15 protein-coding genes are annotated in these 17,570 nt (G+C 56.8%); 9 read left to right on the forward strand and 6 right to left on the reverse strand.

Features of this window, described 5'->3' with window-relative positions:
- Positions 1–302: 302 nt before the first annotated feature.
- From AM218_RS07070 to tsaE, 4 genes are all read right to left on the reverse strand, one after another.
- On the reverse strand, positions 303–1,157 hold the full coding sequence (locus AM218_RS07070) for a GNAT family N-acetyltransferase (RefSeq protein WP_054413141.1): 855 nt from the start codon (positions 1,155–1,157) through the stop codon (positions 303–305).
- A gap of 84 nt (positions 1,158–1,241) precedes the next feature.
- Positions 1,242–1,769: a hypothetical protein gene (locus tag AM218_RS16740; RefSeq protein WP_071843718.1), complete on the reverse strand. Its 528-nt coding sequence runs from the start codon at positions 1,767–1,769 to the stop codon at positions 1,242–1,244.
- A 79-nt stretch (positions 1,770–1,848) separates the two neighbouring features.
- A complete protein-coding gene (locus tag AM218_RS07080) occupies positions 1,849–3,075 on the reverse strand; it encodes an alanine dehydrogenase (protein ID WP_054413146.1) in 1,227 nt (408 codons plus the stop codon).
- A 99-nt stretch (positions 3,076–3,174) separates the two neighbouring features.
- Positions 3,175–3,603: a tRNA (adenosine(37)-N6)-threonylcarbamoyltransferase complex ATPase subunit type 1 TsaE gene (tsaE, locus tag AM218_RS07085; protein WP_054413148.1), complete on the reverse strand. Its 429-nt coding sequence runs from the start codon at positions 3,601–3,603 to the stop codon at positions 3,175–3,177.
- A 176-nt stretch (positions 3,604–3,779) separates the two neighbouring features.
- Between tsaE and AM218_RS07090 the strand changes: the two genes are divergently transcribed.
- The 6 genes from AM218_RS07090 (at position 3,780) to AM218_RS07115 (ending at position 11,075) form a co-directional block, all read left to right on the forward strand.
- Positions 3,780–4,493 (forward strand): cytochrome b/b6 domain-containing protein, encoded by a 714-nt coding sequence (locus AM218_RS07090; protein ID WP_082318110.1) that lies wholly within the window; start codon positions 3,780–3,782, stop codon positions 4,491–4,493.
- Complete coding sequence (locus AM218_RS07095; RefSeq protein WP_054413149.1) at positions 4,490–5,266, forward strand: molybdopterin-dependent oxidoreductase; 777 nt, start codon at positions 4,490–4,492, stop codon at positions 5,264–5,266. The genes AM218_RS07090 and AM218_RS07095 overlap by 4 nt, the downstream gene beginning before the upstream one ends.
- Positions 5,267–5,357: 91 nt before the next feature.
- Positions 5,358–6,614, forward strand: coding sequence for a pyridoxal phosphate-dependent aminotransferase (locus tag AM218_RS07100; RefSeq protein ID WP_054413151.1), 1,257 nt, complete (start codon positions 5,358–5,360; stop codon positions 6,612–6,614).
- 108 nt (positions 6,615–6,722) lie between these two features.
- Complete coding sequence (locus AM218_RS07105; RefSeq protein WP_054413153.1) at positions 6,723–7,967, forward strand: hypothetical protein; 1,245 nt, start codon at positions 6,723–6,725, stop codon at positions 7,965–7,967.
- A 197-nt stretch (positions 7,968–8,164) separates the two neighbouring features.
- The gene (locus AM218_RS07110; RefSeq protein ID WP_054413155.1) at positions 8,165–8,602 is read left to right on the forward strand and encodes a MarR family winged helix-turn-helix transcriptional regulator; all 438 of its coding nucleotides are present in this window, start codon (positions 8,165–8,167) and stop codon (positions 8,600–8,602) included.
- 1 nt (position 8,603) lies between these two features.
- On the forward strand, positions 8,604–11,075 hold the full coding sequence (locus AM218_RS07115) for an outer membrane beta-barrel protein (RefSeq protein ID WP_082318111.1): 2,472 nt from the start codon (positions 8,604–8,606) through the stop codon (positions 11,073–11,075).
- 68 nt (positions 11,076–11,143) lie between these two features.
- Here AM218_RS07115 and AM218_RS07120 read toward each other — a convergent pair whose 3' ends face one another.
- Together AM218_RS07120 and porX are read right to left on the reverse strand one after the other, a co-directional pair.
- Positions 11,144–11,608 (reverse strand): hypothetical protein, encoded by a 465-nt coding sequence (locus AM218_RS07120; protein ID WP_157547566.1) that lies wholly within the window; start codon positions 11,606–11,608, stop codon positions 11,144–11,146.
- 61 nt (positions 11,609–11,669) lie between these two features.
- Entirely contained in the window at positions 11,670–13,235 is a 1,566-nt protein-coding gene (gene porX / locus AM218_RS07125; RefSeq protein WP_054413159.1) for a T9SS response regulator signal transducer PorX, read from the reverse strand.
- A gap of 388 nt (positions 13,236–13,623) precedes the next feature.
- Here porX and AM218_RS07130 point away from each other — a divergent pair, with 388 nt between their 5' ends.
- The 3 genes from AM218_RS07130 to AM218_RS07140 all read left to right on the forward strand — a co-directional run bounded on the left by AM218_RS07130 (position 13,624) and on the right by AM218_RS07140 (position 17,509).
- Entirely contained in the window at positions 13,624–14,853 is a 1,230-nt protein-coding gene (locus AM218_RS07130) for an HD domain-containing protein (RefSeq protein WP_054413162.1), read from the forward strand.
- Positions 14,854–14,950: 97 nt separating this feature from the next.
- A complete protein-coding gene (lpxD, locus tag AM218_RS07135) occupies positions 14,951–15,991 on the forward strand; it encodes a UDP-3-O-(3-hydroxymyristoyl)glucosamine N-acyltransferase (RefSeq protein WP_054413163.1) in 1,041 nt (346 codons plus the stop codon).
- Between the two features lie 123 nt (positions 15,992–16,114).
- Entirely contained in the window at positions 16,115–17,509 is a 1,395-nt protein-coding gene (locus AM218_RS07140) for a bifunctional UDP-3-O-[3-hydroxymyristoyl] N-acetylglucosamine deacetylase/3-hydroxyacyl-ACP dehydratase (protein ID WP_054413165.1), read from the forward strand.
- Positions 17,510–17,570 lie beyond the last annotated feature (61 nt).

Below are 17,570 nucleotides of genomic sequence, written 5' to 3' on the forward strand. Positions count from 1 at the left end.
GTTAGGGTTATGCAGGCAGACAGCCAAAAATCGTGTCATGCAGAGCCGAAGGCGAAGCATCTCGCGTGCTGACCTTGTTGGGAAAAAGAACGTCATGTCGAGCTTGTCGAGACATCTCGCGTGCTGATGTTGCCAAGGTATACCACTCTAGCGAGAGGCTTCGGCTGGGCTCAGCATGACCGTTACTTTGGCAACATCAGCACGCAAGATTCCTCGATCCTGGCTTGATGCGCCACATGCTCGGAATGACGTTCTTATCTGGACCAAAAGCCGGTATTCCCTGTCCCAATTTCTGCGTTTACCTAATTCAGTGAGCAGCTCATTTCGTAGAGAGCCAACGGGGCGCGCTGCCAGCCACAGCTTTCCAATAAGGCTGTTCCGGCTGCTTGCGGAACCAAGGGCGGGAATACCAACGGTTGGTTCCCAAAATCAGCTTCCAATGCCCGCACCAGGCGGGTACCCCAGCCCTGCCGGCGGCTGGCCGGCGCTACCAGCAAGCAAAGTACTACCGCCTTATCTGCTTCCGGGCGTACCAGCGCGTAGGCGTGTTCCAGCAGCCGGAACGCCCTGCTGGGCCGCGTTACCGCCGCAAGCGTTTCAGGCGCCAGCATCCAGGGCAGGTTGGCGTCGCCATGCACCTGAACTTGCTGCGCCAGCTGCAGGGGGTCTATTTCGATGAGCTTTTCCGACGCGGGAGTTGGTGCGCTTACCTCCCGACGGAAGCCCGGCAACTCCCGAATACGCACAAAGCCCAGACGTTCATATAACCGTATGGCAGGCTCATTAACGGTAAATACCTCCAGCAGCATAGACTGGTCGCCGCGGGCGCGGGCCTCTTCCAGGGCCGTTTGCAGCATGATCTTGCCCAGCCCCTGGTGGCGGAATTCTCTCACCAAACCCATGGCCGCCACCCGGCTCTGCCAGCCCCGGCGGGAAATAAACACTACGCCTACCAACGCTTCTCCCTGAAACCACAACCGGCTGGCGGCCGGGTCCAGATGTTCCCCGCGGAAACGACGCTCAAACGAGGCTGCATCAAAGTGCATCGGCACGAAATACTCCTCAAATGAGCGGTTCATAGCCTCCGCCACCTGGGCCGAAGGGAATTCCAGTACGGGGCGGGCGGTGAGGTTTCTGGCGGCTACCGGTGTAGACATGCGTAGCGGGTTAATTTATCGCCACAGACACCATTAAGCCGGCAAGGGTTGCCTGTTTGTCGCTTCTTGAAATATGAACGCCTATTAAATGCCTTCCATCAAGGCCAAAATATTCATTAACCAACAAATGCCTCCTAGCACCAATAGAACAATTTGCCGGCTACTGAATTGCCTTTGCTCTGTTGCAAAAATTTCCTTTCTCTGATATAAAGCAGTATTGAACAACTGATGAGCTGACACCAGAAAACCAAAGGCTCCCACAGCAATAATCCAGAATGGATCTGGCAAGCGGCTGAAAAGTGAAATGATTATATAACCAGTAGCCAAGCCTCCAGGATTAAATGAGCTGGTATCGTAGGTGGGCTCCGCAAACTGTCTGATATCTTTCAGCAGTTGGTAAACAGTTATCAAACTAAATATAGCCCGCGGGACGGGCCATATATCCGATTGGTGAAGCTGCTTAAAGAACCGCCACGTTTTATACTGCCACCATAAACTATATGCCCCAAAAGTGGCAACACAAAGCAGAACAAACTTATTATTATTAATATAACGCTGTTCTTCAATCGATAAATAAAACTCAGAAGAAGGCAAGGAGTAACTATGCTCCATTTAAGGAAAGGCTATTGAATGAAATGGATAATTAAAGCAGGAAACTTATTATACAAGCTAATTCAATTAAATACGGTTTTTAATTCCGCACGGCAATCATCAGCCCCAGCTCCTTGTAGCGCATATTAAATTTCTTGGCGATGGTGGAGTTGGTGAGGGAGCCTTTGTAGGCGTACACGCCGGAGCGGAAATGCTCGTTGGTGAACAGCACCTCATTTATGCCGCCGTGCTCACTGATTTCCTGCAGAATGGGCGTAAAAATGTTGCTTAGCGCATTGGTAGCGGTGCGCGGTACCCGGGAGGCAATGTTGGGCACGCAGTAATGCACCACGTCGTACTTGCGGAACACGGGCTTGCTGTGGGTGGTAATCTCGCTGGTTTCAAAGCAGCCGCCCTGGTCAATGCTCACATCAATTATCACGGAGCCCGGCGACATAGAAGCCACCACTTCCTCGGATACCATGAAGGGTACGCGGCCTTCCTCGGCATTTAGGGCACCAATGACCACGTCGGCGCGGCGGATCTGCTGGCTGAGCACGAAGGTGTCCAGGGTGCTAGTGTAGAGTTGGGTACCCAGGTTTTGCTTGAGGCGCCGCAGTTTGTAGAGGTGGTTGTCGAACACCTTCACCTCAGCGCCCAGCCCGGTGGCGGCGCGGGCGGCGTATTCGGCCACGGTACCGGCCCCCAGAATCACTACCTGGGAAGGCGGCACGCCCGTAATTCCGCCCAGGATAACGCCTTTGCCCTCGCTGGAACGGGCCAGATACTCGGCGGCTACCAGCATGACCGTGGAGCCCGCAATTTCGCTCATGGCCCGCACCACCGGCTTGGCGCCCGAGGGGTCCTTGATCAGCTCAAAGCTGATGGCGTTAATTTTCTTGCGGAGGATGGAGGTAATGTAGTCGGCGGTGAGGGAGCCGAACTGCAGGGCCGACATAAGCGTTTGACCGGCACGCAGGTAATCAATTTCAATGGCGGTGGGCGGGGCTACTTTCAGCACCAAATCAGCCTCAAACACCTCTTTGGCGGTGTAGGCAATGGATGCCCCGGCTTCGGAATAGTCGTGGTCGGAGTACTTGCTGGGCTCCCCGGCCCCGCTTTCCATGATGATGTCGTGGCCGGCTTCTACCAGGTGCTTCACGGCTTCCGGCGTCAGGCAGATGCGGTTTTCCTGCAGGGAGGTTTCGCGCGGCAGCCCGATAAACAGCTTGCGCCGCCGCGTTTCCACAGCCAGCATGGATTCCTGGGTGAAGTAAGCGCGGCTGGTAGCCAGCGACTCAAATCCGGGGGGCACTGCGTCGGGCATTCTATTCAGATTAATAATTAAGAATTACCAGGGCAGAAGAAGCCTCTAATCATCGGTTCACCCATCACAACATCCGCCCAGCACCCGATAATCAACACGTCATTCTACCTCAGTAACTATTAATTGCCGTGAGTCCGGCCCCGTTACAACTAGCGTAACGAGCAACCGGTAAGGTGGCAGCAGGGTTTCCACCCGGCTGGGCCACTCTATCAGGCAAAGATAGCCAGAATCGAAGTACTCCAATGCGCCCATGCGCAAGGCATCGGCGGGGTCATCTATCCGGTAGAAATCGAAGTGGTAAATGGGCTGATTCCGGCCGTTGCGGTACTCGTTTACCAGGGAGAAAGTGGGGCTGCTGATATCGTCCTGCACCCCCATATTTTCGCAGAGTGCTTTAATGAAAGTAGTTTTGCCGGCGCCCATCTCGCCCTCAAACAGGATAATGGTATGGTTGCCGAGGGCTTCGCGGAGCTGAGCGGCGGCGGCGGGCAGCGCGGCAAGGGAGGGAATATCAATCTGGAGCGGCATAACGCACTGGCTGGTTGCAGCTGCAAGTTTACGGAAGCCTGGCTCCCGGGCCCAATTCGCGGCCGTAAAACAATCCGGGAGGCTATTGGGTCCCGTTAATAGTGCGGCGGCCTGCCGGCGACGGAAGGTTCTTTTCCTTGCCGACGGCGCCGTATCTTTCGGTTCTTCCCTTCATCATGAAATACATTCAGGAAAAGCACCCGCTGGCTATTCGCTGGTTTCACTGGATCAACTTTCCGGTGCTGGCCCTCATGATCTGGAGCGGCCTCTGGATTTACTGGGCCAACGACGTGTACCGCATTGGCTGGGGCCGCACTACCCTGCTGAAGTTCTTCCCGCAGTCTTTCTACGAGGCCTTTACCATGGACCACAAGCTGGCCCAGGGCATGAGCTGGCATTTTGTCTTGATGTGGGTATTTGCCCTGAATGGCCTGCTGTACGTAGCCTACACCCTGTTTTCGGGTGAGTGGCGCTACCTGCTGCCCTCCCGCCACTCGTTCCGGGAAGCCTGGCAGGTGGTACTGCATGATCTGGGCATCCGGAAAGAGCCGCTGCCGGCGCGCAAGTTCAATGGGGCCCAGCAGCTTGCCTACACCGGAGTGGTGCTGATGGGAGCCGGCTCCCTGCTCACGGGCCTGGCTATTTTCCGGCCTACGCAGTTTTCCTGGCTTACCACTGCCCTGGGCGGCTACGAGTGGGCCCGCATCGAGCATTTCACCCTTACCATTGGCTACGTGCTGTTTTTTCTGATGCACGTGACCCAGGTAATGCGGGCGGGCTGGAATAATTTCTGGGCTATGGTAACCGGGTTTGAGGTGGTAAAAGCCCCCGCGCCGGGCCAGGCTTCTGCCGCATCTGATGTTACATCCCCTCCATCCTCTGCTGTATGAGCACTGCTGATAACACCCCCCGGCCGGTTGATGACGAGGAACTGCAGCGCCGCTCCCGCCGGGCTTTTCTCACCGCAGGCATTTCCGCACTGGCGGCCCTGGGCGGCTGGCGCTGGCTGGCCACGCGCCCCGATGAGGACGGCATCCCGTGGCCCCTGCGCCGGGTGCTGGAAGCCAATCAGCAGCTTTCCGAGGCTTATTTCAGCAATGCCCACCTAGCGCCGGTATTCCCCCGCAACCGGGCCCGTATGCCGCGCGTGAACGGCAAAGCCGGCCTGCGCACCCCACTGGATACCGCCGCCTGGAAGCTACGGGTAGAAGGCATAAGCCCCAGCGGCCAGCCCCAAACCCAGGAATTTACCCTGGACGATATCAAAGCCCTGCCGCGCGTGGAAATGACCACCGACCTGAAGTGCATTGAAGGCTGGAGCACCGTGGTGCACTGGGCCGGCGCCCGCTTCGCCGATTTTGTGGCCCGCTACCCGCTGGCCGGCCCTGCTGGGCAGCAGCTGCCCTTTGTGAGCCTGGTCACGCCCGATGAGCAGTATTATGTGGGGTTTGATATGGCCAGCGCCCTGCATCCGCAAACCCTGCTCTGCTACGAAATGAACGGCAAGCCGCTTACCCCGGAGCACGGGGCGCCCCTCCGACTGGTTTCGCCGGTGAAGTACGGCATCAAGAACATCAAGCGCATCGGCACCATCCGGTTTCAGCGTCAGCAACCCCGTGATTATTGGGCCGTGCGGGGCTACGACTGGTACGCCGGTTTATAGTTTCCCTGGCCGCCGAATTTTGTTTCCATCGGGCAACACGGCGTCAAGGCTTCTATATTTGTGCCCGAATTCGTAGCAACCCTCTCGTACTATGCAAGTTTCCCGGATGGCAGGCAGCCTCATTGGCTCCGAAATCATCAAAATTGGTAATGAAGTCAATGAAATGATCAAAAAGGGGGCGCAAATCTGCAACCTCACCATTGGCGACTTCGACCCCAGCATTTACCCCATCCCGCAGGAACTTGAAGCTGAAATTACCCAGGCGTACCAGGCCGGGCATACCAACTACCCCCCTGCCAACGGTATAGCCGAGCTGCGCCAGGCCGCCACGGCTTTCACGCAGGAGCACCTGGGCCTCAGCTACTCTCCCAATGATGTGCTGGTAGCCGGCGGCTCCCGCCCGCTCATTTACGCCACCTATCTGGCCCTCATCGACCCCGGCGACAAGGTGGTGTTCCCGATTCCTTCCTGGAACAACAACCACTACTGCCACCTGTCCGGTGCGCAGCCGGTGATGCTGGAAACCAGCCCCGAAAACAACTTCATGCCCACGGCGGAAGAAGTGGCCCCGCACCTGGCTGGCGCTACCCTGCTGGCCCTCTGCTCCCCGCTGAACCCCACGGGCACCGTTTTCTCCCGCGAAAACCTGGAAGCCATCTGCGACCTGGTCATAGCCGAAAACAAGCGCCGCGCCCCCGGCGAAAAGCCGCTCTACATCCTGTACGACCAGATCTACTGGATGCTCACCTTCGGCCAGACCAAGCACTACGACCCGGTAAACCTGCGCCCCGAGCTGCGCGACTACGTGGTGTACATCGACGGTATTTCCAAGTGCTTTGCCGCCACCGGCGTGCGCGTGGGCTATGCCTTCGGCCCCACCATGGTGATTGATAAAATGAAAGCCATTCTGGGCCACGTAGGAGCCTGGGCGCCTAAAGCCGAGCAGGTGGCCACGGCCCACTATCTCCAAAACGGACCGGCGGTTTCCCAGTTTGTGGCCGTCTTTAAGGAGAAAATCCAGCGGAGCCTGGAAGCCTTATATCAGGGCCTGCAGAACCTGAAAGCCGACGGTTACCCCGTGGATGCCATTGTGCCCATGGGCGCCATCTACCTCACGGCCAAGCTGGATGTATTGGGCAAAACCACGCCCGATGGCCGCGTGCTGGCTTCTACCAAAGAACTCACTTCCTACCTGATTGCCGAAGCCGGACTGGCCCTGGTACCGTTCAGTGCCTTTGGTACCTCGGATACGGCTCCCTGGTTCCGGATGTCCGTGGGTGGTGCTTCCTTGGAATCGATGGAAGCCGCCTTGCCGCGCCTGCGCGCCGCTCTGGACGCACTACGCTAGAAAAAATTACGCCGGCTGGCTGGGTCTGCTATGGCCCCGGCCAGCCGGTTTTATATCCCTATCTTCCCCATCCCATATTTCCCGGTATCTGCAGGTGCAGGTCCTTCTATGAGAAAACCGCTACTACTCTTTTATCTGCTTTTGCTGCCGCTGCTGGGTTATACCCAGCAAAAGGCAGATTCCATCCGCATTCCTCCCATGCGCCACGTAGAAATGGCCGATGTGGAGATAGTGCCGGAAGCGGTGAACGGGCGCGGCTGGCTGTTGCTCAACAAGGACATTCAGATGGAGCTGGACGGGGCCGTGCATAACCTCTACAATTTCAAGTTTGACCGGGCCGAAAAGCAGTTTCGCTCCCTGCGCCGCCGCTACCCCCAGCACCCCATGCCCTACTTTCTCCTGGGCCTGAGCACCTGGTGGAAAATGGTACCCAGCAACGCCCGCGACACCCGCTTCGACAAAGTGTTCTTGGCTTACATGGACACCGCCATTGTGTATGGGGAGCGGCAGTTTGATGCCGACGACACCAACTATGAAGCGGCCTTTTTTCTCTCGGCGGCTTATGGGTTTGATGCCCGTCTGAATGCCGAGCGCCGCAACTGGCGCCGGGCCGTACTCAGCAGCCGGCGCGCCCTTAACTACCTAAAAATTAGCCAGGAGGCCAACAGCCTGAGCCCGGAGTTCCTGTTTGGGCAGGCCCTGATGAACTACTACGCCGTCTGGATTCACGAGAAGTACCCACTGCTGCGGCCAGTGCTGCTATTTTTCCCGAAAGGCAACCGCAAGCTGGGGCTGGAGCAGCTGCGGCACGTGGCAACCAACGGGTTTTATACCAGCGGCGAGGCGCAGTTTTTCCTGCTGAAGGTGCTCTATAACGATGAGGAAGACCTGCCGGCCGCCTGGAAACTAGCCCGCCAGCTTTCTACCGAATTTCCGGATAATGCCTACTTCCAGCGGTTCTATAACCTAGTGTGCTTCCGGACCCAGAAAATGGCCGAATGTGAGCGGGTAAGCCAGGATATTCTGGATAAGATAAACCGCGGCATGCCCGGCTACGAGGGTATCAGCGGCAAGTATGCCGCCTACATCATGGGGGCCATTATGCAGGGTAAGTACCGCGACGCCGACAAGGCTAAGGAGTACTTTCAGCGGTGCATTGTCTTTGCCGAAATGGCCGATGATACCAAAGGCGGCTTCTACGTCTCGGCGAATGCCAATCTGGCTTCCATGGCCCTGCTGGACAAAGATGTCATGGCTGCCCGCCGCTACTACCAAGTGGTGCTGGCCAAAGCCGACCCCGATTCTGATGCTTACAAGCAGGCTAAATCTTTCCTGAAATCCAGCAAAAGCTAGGTAAAACCTACTCTCTTTCTCAGCCCCGCGGCTTTTCCCTCCACTGGAAAGGCCGCGGGGTTTTTGTTTTTAGTGCTGATCAAAACGACTTATTGCTGCGCTTGGGTCATTTTTCCTCCTGTAACAAAAAATATTTGGCGCCTTAGGCAACTTCTATAACATATCATAGGTCTTGTGGGCAACTCCATTTTTCTACCATGCTCAGAAACGTCATTTTTTACTCTATTGATAAGGCCATCCGGCAGTACCGCAAGCTGGCGCAGGCCAACATTGACCGTGCTGGCATTGCCATTACCGTCGATCAGTGGCTGGTGCTGCAGGTCATTCGGGAGAAAGATGATGTGACCCAGATGGAAATTGCCGAGCAGGTTTTCAAGGACCAGGCCTCGGTGGCACGCATTATCCGCCTGCTTCTTAACCACGGGCTGCTCACGTCCGAAGCCCTGCCCGGCGACGGGCGCCGCAGCCGCCTGCGCGTGACAGCCGCCGGTGAAAAAACGCTGGCCGCCGTGGAGCCCATTGTGTTAAACAACCGCCAAATAGCCTTAAAGGGCATTTCTGAAGACGACCTGACGCTGCTTCGACATGTGCTTGACCGCATCTCCGCCAACTGTTCCACTCTCTCCTCTCACTAACATGAAAACAAAATTTCCTCTCTTTTCCGGTCGGGGCCTGGCGCTGGCCGGCCTCCTGCTGGGGTGGTCCTGGCAAAGCGCTGCTGCCCAAACGCCCGCCGGGGTAAGTGGTGCCCTGCTGGATGCCAAAGGCGCCGCCGTAGAATTTGCCACCGTAACGCTGCACCGAGCCGCCGATTCTGTGGTGGTGAAATCGGAGTTCAGCGACGATAAAGGGGCCTTCCGCCTGGAGGAGCCAGCGGCCGGGCGCTACCTGGTTTCGGTGGCCCAGTTGGGCTTTCAGCGGGCCTGGACCAAGCCTTTTGACGTGGCGGGCAGCCCGGTTGCCCTACCTACTATTACGCTGCAGGTGAGTGGGGCTACCACCCTGAAGGAAGTAGTAGTAGTGGGTCAGAAACCCTTGTATGAGCGCCAGGCCGACCGCACCGTGGTGAACGTGGAAGGCAGCACGCTGGCGGCCGGCAATACCACGCTGGACGTGCTGCGTCGCTCGCCCGGCGTAACGGTAGATGGCAACGATAATCTGGCCCTGCGCGGCAAACAGGGTCTTTTAGTCCTTATTGACGGCAAGCGCCAGCCCATGACAGGCTCAGAGCTGGCTGAATACCTGAAGTCGCTGCCTGCCGAGCAGCTGAAAAGCATTGAACTGATTACCAACCCACCCACCAAGTACGATGCCCAAGGCGGGGCCGGTATCATTGCCATCAACCTGAAAAAAGACCAACGCCAGGGCACGAATGGCACCGCCAACCTGAGCATCAGCCGAAGCCAATATACCAAGTGGAATGGCGGCCTCTCCATGAACTACCGGCAGAAAAAGGTAAACCTGTTTGGGTCTTATAACTATGCCGACCGCCAGGGCATGGCCAAGCTGGACATTCACCGCGACTTTTACGCCAACAGCGACGGGCAGCGCACCCTCACCGGCAGCAGCGACCAGACCAACCGCATGCGCCTGGGCACGCAAACTCACAGCTGGAAAGGCGGCCTGGACTACAACCTGACGGAAAACACGGTGCTGGGCGTGGTGGTGAGCGGGCTGGACAGCCGCAGCCCCAAGCAGCGCGGCCTCAACCGCACCTCTTTGTACGATGCCAATGGCCAGCTGATTACGGCCTACAACGCGGAAAGCCACCGAAACTTTCACTCGCCTAACAAAGCGGCCAACGTTAACTTCAAACACACCTTCGCCAACGACTCCAGCGGCAGCCGCGAGCTGACGGCCGATGTGGACTACGCCCGCTATGACGCCCGCCGTCTGCAGGACCTTTCCACACAGTTTGATGCCTCAGAACGCGGCCAGGATTACCTGCTGCAGGGCAACCAAACCGGGGAGCTCACCATTCAATCGGCGAAGGTGGATTATGTGCATCCGCTCTCCAAGCAAACGCGACTGGAAGCCGGGGCCAAGGCCAGCCAGGTTACCTCTGATAATGATGTGTTGTACACCAACACGGTGGCCGGAGAAACCACCGTGGACCCCAACCTGACGAACCGGTTTAAGTACGACGAGGAAATTTTGGCCGCCTATGTGAACGTGAATTACAGCTTCGCGAAGCTGAATATTCAGGCGGGCCTGCGCGGCGAGCAGACCAACGCTACCGGGCAGCAGGTGGTGAACAACGCTCATTTCGACCGCAACTATTTCCAGCTGTTCCCCAGCGCGGCGCTAAAGCAGACTATCAACGAGAAGAACGAGGTTTCACTGTCCATGAGCCGGCGCATAGACCGGCCTAACTACAGCCAGCTGAATCCCTTCCGCTACATCATCGACCCCACCACCTCGGGCTCCGGCAACCCTAATCTGCGCCCGCAAACCAGCTACAATGTGGAGCTGACTCATACGCTGCTGCAAAAATTCAGCACCGGGCTGAGCTACAGCATCACCAAAGACCCCATGATTGGAGTGGTGCAGCCCGAAACCGACAGCACCGTAGTTTCCACGCAGGTGAACCTGGGCAAGCAGTATTATTATGCCCTCACGCTCACGGCGCCCTTTGAGCCCATAAAAGGCTGGCAGCTGTACACTAACGCGGTGTTCTACTACAGCCGATTTGTGGGCAACCTGGCCGGTACCGCGCTGGATAAGGGTCGCCCGGCCTTCACGCTCAGCACCAACAGCAGCGTGGTACTTGGCAAAGGCTGGAGCGCCGATTTGAATGCCAGCTACCAGTCGCGGGAGCAGTACGGTTTCCTGGATGTGCGGCCTAACGGCCAGCTGGCGGCCGGAGTGCAGAAAAGCGTGCTGGACCGGAAAGGCACCATCAAGCTGAATGCTTCTGATATTCTGTTCACTAGCAAAACGCGCGCAACCTCGTCCTACGACAACTACGTGGAGCGGTTCTACCAGCGCCTCGACTCGCGCATGGTGACGCTTTCCTTTAACTACCGCTTCGGCAATGAGAAGCTGGCTCCTTCGCGGAAGCGCAGTGACGGCGCGGAGGATGAAAAGCGCCGGGCTGGCGGGCAGTAAGCTACACTCTTAGCCAAAAAGAAAGCGCGACCAGAAACCTGGTCGCGCTTTCTTTTTGAACCTGAAAGTTATCTTTTCTTACGCATGATCGGAACTCCAAAATCGTTTCTACCTGCCATGCGGTTTCCGTTGTAGAACAACCTGTTATACTCTACAAGATCAAAGCACTTTCCTTCCTTTATGCGGTATGTAATATCCAGGGTATCGGTATCCCTGGAAGTCAGCTGTAAATAAGCCCGTACATCATCATGGGAATTAAACGCTTGCCTGTTCGGGGACAAACTTACCCCATAGCCCCCCTCGTAAATTTCAGATTGCTCTACCGTGGAATAATTGGCAGTTCCGGCTACCAGCAGCCTGACCGAATCCGGGTGGTACTGCCCAGCCCCGGTGCCGATTAGATTATGGCCTTGCTGGTCCAGCACTACAAACCGAAGGGAGTCATCCATTGGCTCTATGTCGCTGCACTGGTCGCATCCAACTAGTAAAACCAGACTTAGCGCTAAAAGGGCAAAAGGCCACGTAATTTTCATTGTTTAATAAAAAAGACCGACAGCACTTGCGTACTGTCGGTCATTACGTTTTTGAGCTCTTCTACCCCTTCGGGCTCAGCGTTACATACGGGATAATGCATTCCTCCAGGGAGATGCCGCCGTGCTGAAACGTGTCCTTGTAGTAGTTCACGTAGTAGTTGTAGTTGTTGGGGTAGGCGAAGAAATAGTCGCCGACGGTGAAGACGTAGGCGGTGCTTACGTTTTCGCGGGGCAGAAATACACGCTCCGGCTTGCGCACCACAAATACGTCACGGCTTTCATCGAAGCCTAGGTTTTTGCCGTGCTTGTAGCGCAGGTTGGTGTTGGTGTTCCGGTCGCCCACAATTTTGTAGGGGCGTTTTACGCGGATGGTGCCGTGGTCGGTGGTGATGATGAGCTTGCCCTTTTTCTCGGCAATAACCTGCAGCATCTCATACAGCGGCGAGTGCAGGAACCAGGAGCGGGTGATGCTGCGGTACGCCGATTCATCGGCGGCCAGCTCCCGAATCATGGCCATGTCGGTGCGGGCGTGGGAGAGCATGTCCACGAAATTGTAGACAATGGCGTTCAGCTTATAGTTGTTGTGCAGGTTGGACATCTTGCCCAGCAAATCCTTGCCGGCCTGCAGGTTGGTTACCTTGTGGTAGCTGAACTTGTGCTTCTGGTTGGCCGTCTGGAACATGATTTCCATGAACTCGGCCTCGTTCATGTTTTTACCTTCGTCGTCATCGTCCCACACCCATAGGTTGGGATATTTCTTCTGGATTTCGCCGGGCATCATGCCTGAGAAAATGGCGTTACGGGCGTAGGCCGTGGTGGTGGGCAGAATGCTGTAGTAGGTTTCCTCGGAGTCTACCGTGAACATTTCGGCAATAATGGGCTCCAGCACCTTCCACTGGTCGTAGCGCAGGTTGTCAATCAGCAGGAAGTACACGGGCGTGTCGCCGGTTTCCTTCAGCAGCGGGAACACGCGCTCCTTAAAGAGCTGATGCGACATGAGCGGGGCATCCTTGTCGCCGTTCACCCAGTCTTCGTAGTTCTCCGTGATGAAGCGGCCGAAGTAGGAGTTGGCCTCGTCCTTCTGCATGTTGAAGACCTCGGCCATACTTTTGCCTTCAGTCTCATTGATTTCCAGCTCCCAGTACACCAGCTTCTTGTACACATCAGCCCACTCCTGCGCCGAGAGGCGGTCGGAGAGCTGCATGCCCAGCTGGCGGAAGTCGCGCTGGTAGCCGGTGTTGGTCTTTTCAGACACCAGGCGCTTGTTGTCCAGCACCTTCTTTACGGCCAGCAGAATCTGGTTAGGATTCACGGGCTTGATAAGGTAATCGGCAATTTTGGAGCCGATGGCCTCTTCCATGATATGCTCTTCCTCGCTCTTGGTAATCATAACCACGGGCACGGTAGGCTTAATGGTCTTGATTTCGGAGAGGGTTTCCAAGCCGGTGAGGCCGGGCATATTCTCGTCCAGAAATACGATGTCGTAGTTCTGTTCCTGAATCTGCTCAATGGCATCGGCGCCACTGTTCACGCCGGTTACGTCGTAGCCTTTGTCCTGTAGAAAGAGAATGTGGGGTTTCAGCAGGTCGATTTCGTCGTCGGCCCAGAGGATGCTGTAACGTTGCATGGATGGGGTTCTAGGGTTAGATGCTATACCGCCAACGGGCAGCTGGCGAAGCGGTTACACGAGCTTCTATAAAAGGCAGCCTGGTGCGGGTGCTTGGCTCCGGAAAGAGACAAATGCCTGCGGCTAGGTTGCAACTGAAGTTTCGTAAGTAGCTTTACTCCCAATCCTCGACTTTAGGTTTTGAAAAATTCGGATCAACTGCCGGAGCAGTGCCATCTTCGCCGTAAAGAAGCCGAAAATAGTTGAGTCGGACGCCGCAAGCCTGTAGCGCGAAGCTCCGGCTTCGCGTACGAGCGGAGCGAGTGCTGACGTTTGCAGACGCCTGAATACTTGCTTTGCTCGTACGCGAAGCCGGAGCTTCGCGCTACTTTCGCCCAATCATCACCCAATGAATAAAAAGAAAATCTTCAACGACCCGGTGTACGGCTTTGTCACCATCCCCACCGAGTTGTTGTTCGACCTGATTGAGCATTCCTACTTTCAGCGGCTGCGGCGCATTCAGCAGCTCGGCCTTACCGCCTTTGTATACCCGGGCGCCCTGCATACGCGCTTCCACCACGCGCTGGGTGCTATGCACCTCATGACGCTGGCCCTGCGCACGCTCAAGGACAAGGGCATCAAAATTTCGGCGAAAGAAGGTGAGGCCGCCATGGCCGCCATTCTGCTGCATGATATCGGCCACGGGCCCCTCTCCCACGCCCTGGAGCGCAGCATTTTCCATGAAGTGCACCACGAGGAGCTTAGCCTGCACCTGATGCGCAAGCTGAACGTGGAGTTTAACGGGGCGCTGGATCTGGCCATTGAAATCTTCCGGGGCACCTATTCCCGCCCGTTCTTCCATCAGCTGGTGAGCAGCCAGCTGGACATGGACCGCCTCGATTATCTAAACCGTGACTCTTTCTACACCGGCGTGCAGGAAGGCCGCCCCGGCGCCGACCGCCTTATCAAAATGCTGACGGTGGTGGACGAGCGGCTGGTGCTGGAAGAAAAAGCCGTGTACAGCATCGAGAACTTCCTGGTGAGTCGCCGCCTGATGTACTGGCAGGTGTACCTGCACAAAACGGTTACCTCGGCCGAGCAGATGATTATCCGCATCATGCAGCACGCCCGGGACTTGGTGCGCTCCGGCGTAGAGGTGCCGGCCACGCCCAATTTGCATTTCTTTCTCTCCCGCAACGTCAGCCAAAAGGAGTTTGAGGCCGATGACACCATTCTGCGCCGCTTTACCCGCCTGGACGATACCGACGTGTGGAGCGCCATTAAGCTCTGGGCCGACCACCCCGATAAGGTGCTGAACTACCTGGCCCAAAGCATGCTGGACCGGCACCTGTTCAAGATTCAGCTGCAAACCGAGCCGTTTGACGAAGATTTCCAGCTGGGCATTGTGGAGCTGATTGCCGAGCATTTCCAGCTGCCCCCGGCCTCTGCCGCCCAGCTTATGCTCACCGGCCGCATCAGCAACAACGCCTACGATGCCGATGGCCAGGACACGATTGACGTGCTCACCAAGCGCGGCAGCGTGATAAACGTAGCCGAAGCCTCCGACCTGCCTAATATTAAAGCGCTGGGCCAGCGGGTGGAAAAGCATTATATCTGCTACCCCAAGGAGATTTTGTAAGCTGGCCGTAGCCCATTTGTATTTACCATAGAACTCAACGGTTAGCTACCCACCACACCTAACGGGCAACTGAATATTTGCCTACTTTTGCTTTCCTATGGAATTCACGGTAGGCCAAGTAGCAGAGGTGCTGCGGGGCGACGTCGAAGGTGACGCCGCACTCCGCATTGATCGGCTGGCAAAAATTGAAGAAGGCCGGGAAGGCTCCCTTACCTTTCTGTCAAACCCCAAATACGAACCCCAGCTCTACACCACCGGAGCTTCGGCCGTCATTGTGAGTCGTACGCTGGAGCTGCGGCACCCCGTGGCCGCCACGCTTATCCGCGTAGACGACCCGTATACCAGCTTTACCACTCTGCTGGAGTTCTACCAGCAGGCTTCGCGCACTGGCCGCCGGGGCGTGGAGGAGCCCGCCTTCATGGGTCCCAACTCCACCATCGGCGAGAACCATTACCGCGGCGCCTTCTCTTACATCGGGCATGACTGCGAGATTGGGCCCGACGTGGTCATCTTCCCCCACGTCTACATCGGCGACCGGGTGAAAATTGGGGCGGGCACCATTCTGTATGCCGGGGCCAAGATTTACTCTGAAACCGTTATTGGTGCCCGCTGCACCGTGCATGCCGGCGCCGTTATTGGCTCCGATGGATTTGGTTTCGCCCCCCAGCCCGATGGCTCCTACCGCACCATTCCGCAGATTGGTAATGTAGTGCTGGAAGACAACGTCAGCATTGGCGCCAACGCTACCATTGACTGCGCCACCATGGGCTCTACCATCATCCGGGAGGGCAGCAAAGTAGATAACCTGGTGCAGATAGCCCACAACGTGGAAATTGGCCGCCACACAGTGGTAGCCTCGCAAACGGGTATTTCCGGTTCCACTAAAATTGGTGATTTCTGCGTGCTGGCCGGCCAGGCCGGGCTGGCCGGGCACCTTACCCTGGCCAACCGCACTACGGTGACGGCGCAGTCGGGCGTGGGCAAGTCTATTAAGGAAGAAGGCGTGTTTCTGCAGGGCTCACCAGCCTTCAATCTGCGCGATAGTCTGCGGGCAAACGCCATTTTCCGCCGCCTGCCCGATCTGGAGCGGCGGCTGGATGTGCTGGAACGGCAGCAAACAGCACCGGAAAAGTCCTAGCTTTGTGCTCACAAAAGCCGCCAGCTGTAGGCTGTATGCTGCAACTGGCGGCTTTTCTGTATCTCTGATTTTCTTCGTTATCTACTGTCTGCAGCTTGAAGCTTAGCGCTTTAGCTACCCTCCATGAACGATAAGCAACACACCATCAAAGCCCCTGTAACGGTAAGCGGCATTGGCCTGCACACCGGCGTAGTGGCCACCATGACCTTCTGCCCGGCCCCTATCAACCACGGGTATAAGTTTCAGCGTATCGATTTGCCCGGCCAGCCCATTGTGGATGCCGACGTAGATAACGTGGTAGACCTCTCCCGGGGCACTACCATTGAGCAGAATGGTGCCCGCGTGAATACCGTGGAGCACACGCTGGCTGCGCTGGTGGGTTTGCAGATTGATAACGTGCTGATTCAACTGGACGGCCCCGAGCCGCCCATCATGGATGGTTCCAGCTACGAGTTCATCAAGCCCCTGCAGGAAGTGGGCCTGGAAGAGCAGAACGCGCTGCGCAACTACTTCGAGATTCCCGATGAAATCCGGTTCGTGGACAACGCCCGCGCCGTGGAAATTGCCGGTCTGCCCCTGAACACGTACCGCGTCACGGTAATGGTAGACTACAACTCGCCGGTGCTGGGCTCGCAGCACGCTTCCCTGACGGATATTTCCCAGTTCGCCTCGGAAATTGCCTCCTCCCGCACCTTCTGCTTCCTGCACGAGTTGGAAGCTCTCTACAAGCAGAACCTCATCAAAGGCGGCGACCTGAGCAATGCCATTGTGGTGGTAGACCGGGTAGTAAGCGAAGATGAGCTGAGCGACCTGGCTACCATGCTGGGCAAGCCCAAAGTGGCCGTGAAGAAGGAAGGCATTCTGAACAACGTGGACCTGCGCCACAAAAACGAGCCCGCCCGCCACAAGCTCCTCGACCTGATTGGCGACCTGGCGCTGGTAGGCCGCCCGCTGAAAGGCCAGATTCTGGCGGCCCGCCCTGGGCACGCGGCCAACGTAGCCTTCGCCAAGAAGATCAAGAAGAAAATGCAGGAGGCTGATTCCTCACCGGTGCCGAGCTACGACCCCTCGCGCCCGCCCGTGATGGATATCAACAAGATTGCCGCCACCCTGCCCCACCGCTACCCTTTCCTGCTCATCGACAAGATTATTCACCTCGATGCCTCTACAGTAACAAGCGTGAAAAACGTGACGATGAACGAGCCCTTCTTCCAGGGCCACTTCCCCGGCAACCCCGTGATGCCCGGCGTGCTGCAGATTGAGGCCATGGCCCAGACCGGCGGCATTCTGGTGCTAAACACTGTAACCGACCCCGAGAACTACTGGACCTATTTCCTGGGCATCGAAAACTGCCGCTTCCGCAAGAAAGTATTGCCCGGCGATACCATCCTTTTCAAGTGTGAGCTGTTAGCTCCCATTAAGCGTGGTATTGCCAAAATGAAAGGCCAAGCCTTTGTGAATGGCAAGGTGGTCATGGAAGCCGAAATGAGTGCGGCCATCGTCCGCAAAGACGCTTAACTTTTTAATTCTGCCTGTTGACCTATGCTATCAAAACGAATCGACACGCCGGGCAATCTGA

It is taken from the genome of Hymenobacter sp. DG25A (assembly GCF_001280305.1).
In the GTDB taxonomy this organism is placed as follows: Bacteria; Bacteroidota; Bacteroidia; order Cytophagales; family Hymenobacteraceae; genus Hymenobacter.

What these genes read in the sequence shown, in the direction of transcription:
- AM218_RS07080 (WP_054413146.1), bottom strand. Translation starts at nt 3,075, where the DNA reads ATGCCCGACGCAGTGCCCCCCGGATTTGAGTCGCTGGCTACCAGCCGC.
- AM218_RS07090 (WP_082318110.1), top strand. Translation starts at nt 3,780, where the DNA reads ATGAAATACATTCAGGAAAAGCACCCGCTGGCTATTCGCTGGTTTCAC.
- AM218_RS07120 (WP_157547566.1), bottom strand. Translation starts at nt 11,608, where the DNA reads ATGAAAATTACGTGGCCTTTTGCCCTTTTAGCGCTAAGTCTGGTTTTA.
- AM218_RS07115 (WP_082318111.1), top strand. Translation starts at nt 8,604, where the DNA reads ATGAAAACAAAATTTCCTCTCTTTTCCGGTCGGGGCCTGGCGCTGGCC.
- AM218_RS07130 (WP_054413162.1), top strand. Translation starts at nt 13,624, where the DNA reads ATGAATAAAAAGAAAATCTTCAACGACCCGGTGTACGGCTTTGTCACC.
- AM218_RS07095 (WP_054413149.1), top strand. Translation starts at nt 4,490, where the DNA reads ATGAGCACTGCTGATAACACCCCCCGGCCGGTTGATGACGAGGAACTG.
- tsaE (WP_054413148.1), bottom strand. Translation starts at nt 3,603, where the DNA reads ATGCCGCTCCAGATTGATATTCCCTCCCTTGCCGCGCTGCCCGCCGCC.
- AM218_RS07105 (WP_054413153.1), top strand. Translation starts at nt 6,723, where the DNA reads ATGAGAAAACCGCTACTACTCTTTTATCTGCTTTTGCTGCCGCTGCTG.
- lpxD (WP_054413163.1), top strand. Translation starts at nt 14,951, where the DNA reads ATGGAATTCACGGTAGGCCAAGTAGCAGAGGTGCTGCGGGGCGACGTC.
- AM218_RS07100 (WP_054413151.1), top strand. Translation starts at nt 5,358, where the DNA reads ATGCAAGTTTCCCGGATGGCAGGCAGCCTCATTGGCTCCGAAATCATC.
- AM218_RS07110 (WP_054413155.1), top strand. Translation starts at nt 8,165, where the DNA reads ATGCTCAGAAACGTCATTTTTTACTCTATTGATAAGGCCATCCGGCAG.
- AM218_RS07070 (WP_054413141.1), bottom strand. Translation starts at nt 1,157, where the DNA reads ATGTCTACACCGGTAGCCGCCAGAAACCTCACCGCCCGCCCCGTACTG.
- AM218_RS16740 (WP_071843718.1), bottom strand. Translation starts at nt 1,769, where the DNA reads ATGGAGCATAGTTACTCCTTGCCTTCTTCTGAGTTTTATTTATCGATT.
- porX (WP_054413159.1), bottom strand. Translation starts at nt 13,235, where the DNA reads ATGCAACGTTACAGCATCCTCTGGGCCGACGACGAAATCGACCTGCTG.
- AM218_RS07140 (WP_054413165.1), top strand. Translation starts at nt 16,115, where the DNA reads ATGAACGATAAGCAACACACCATCAAAGCCCCTGTAACGGTAAGCGGC.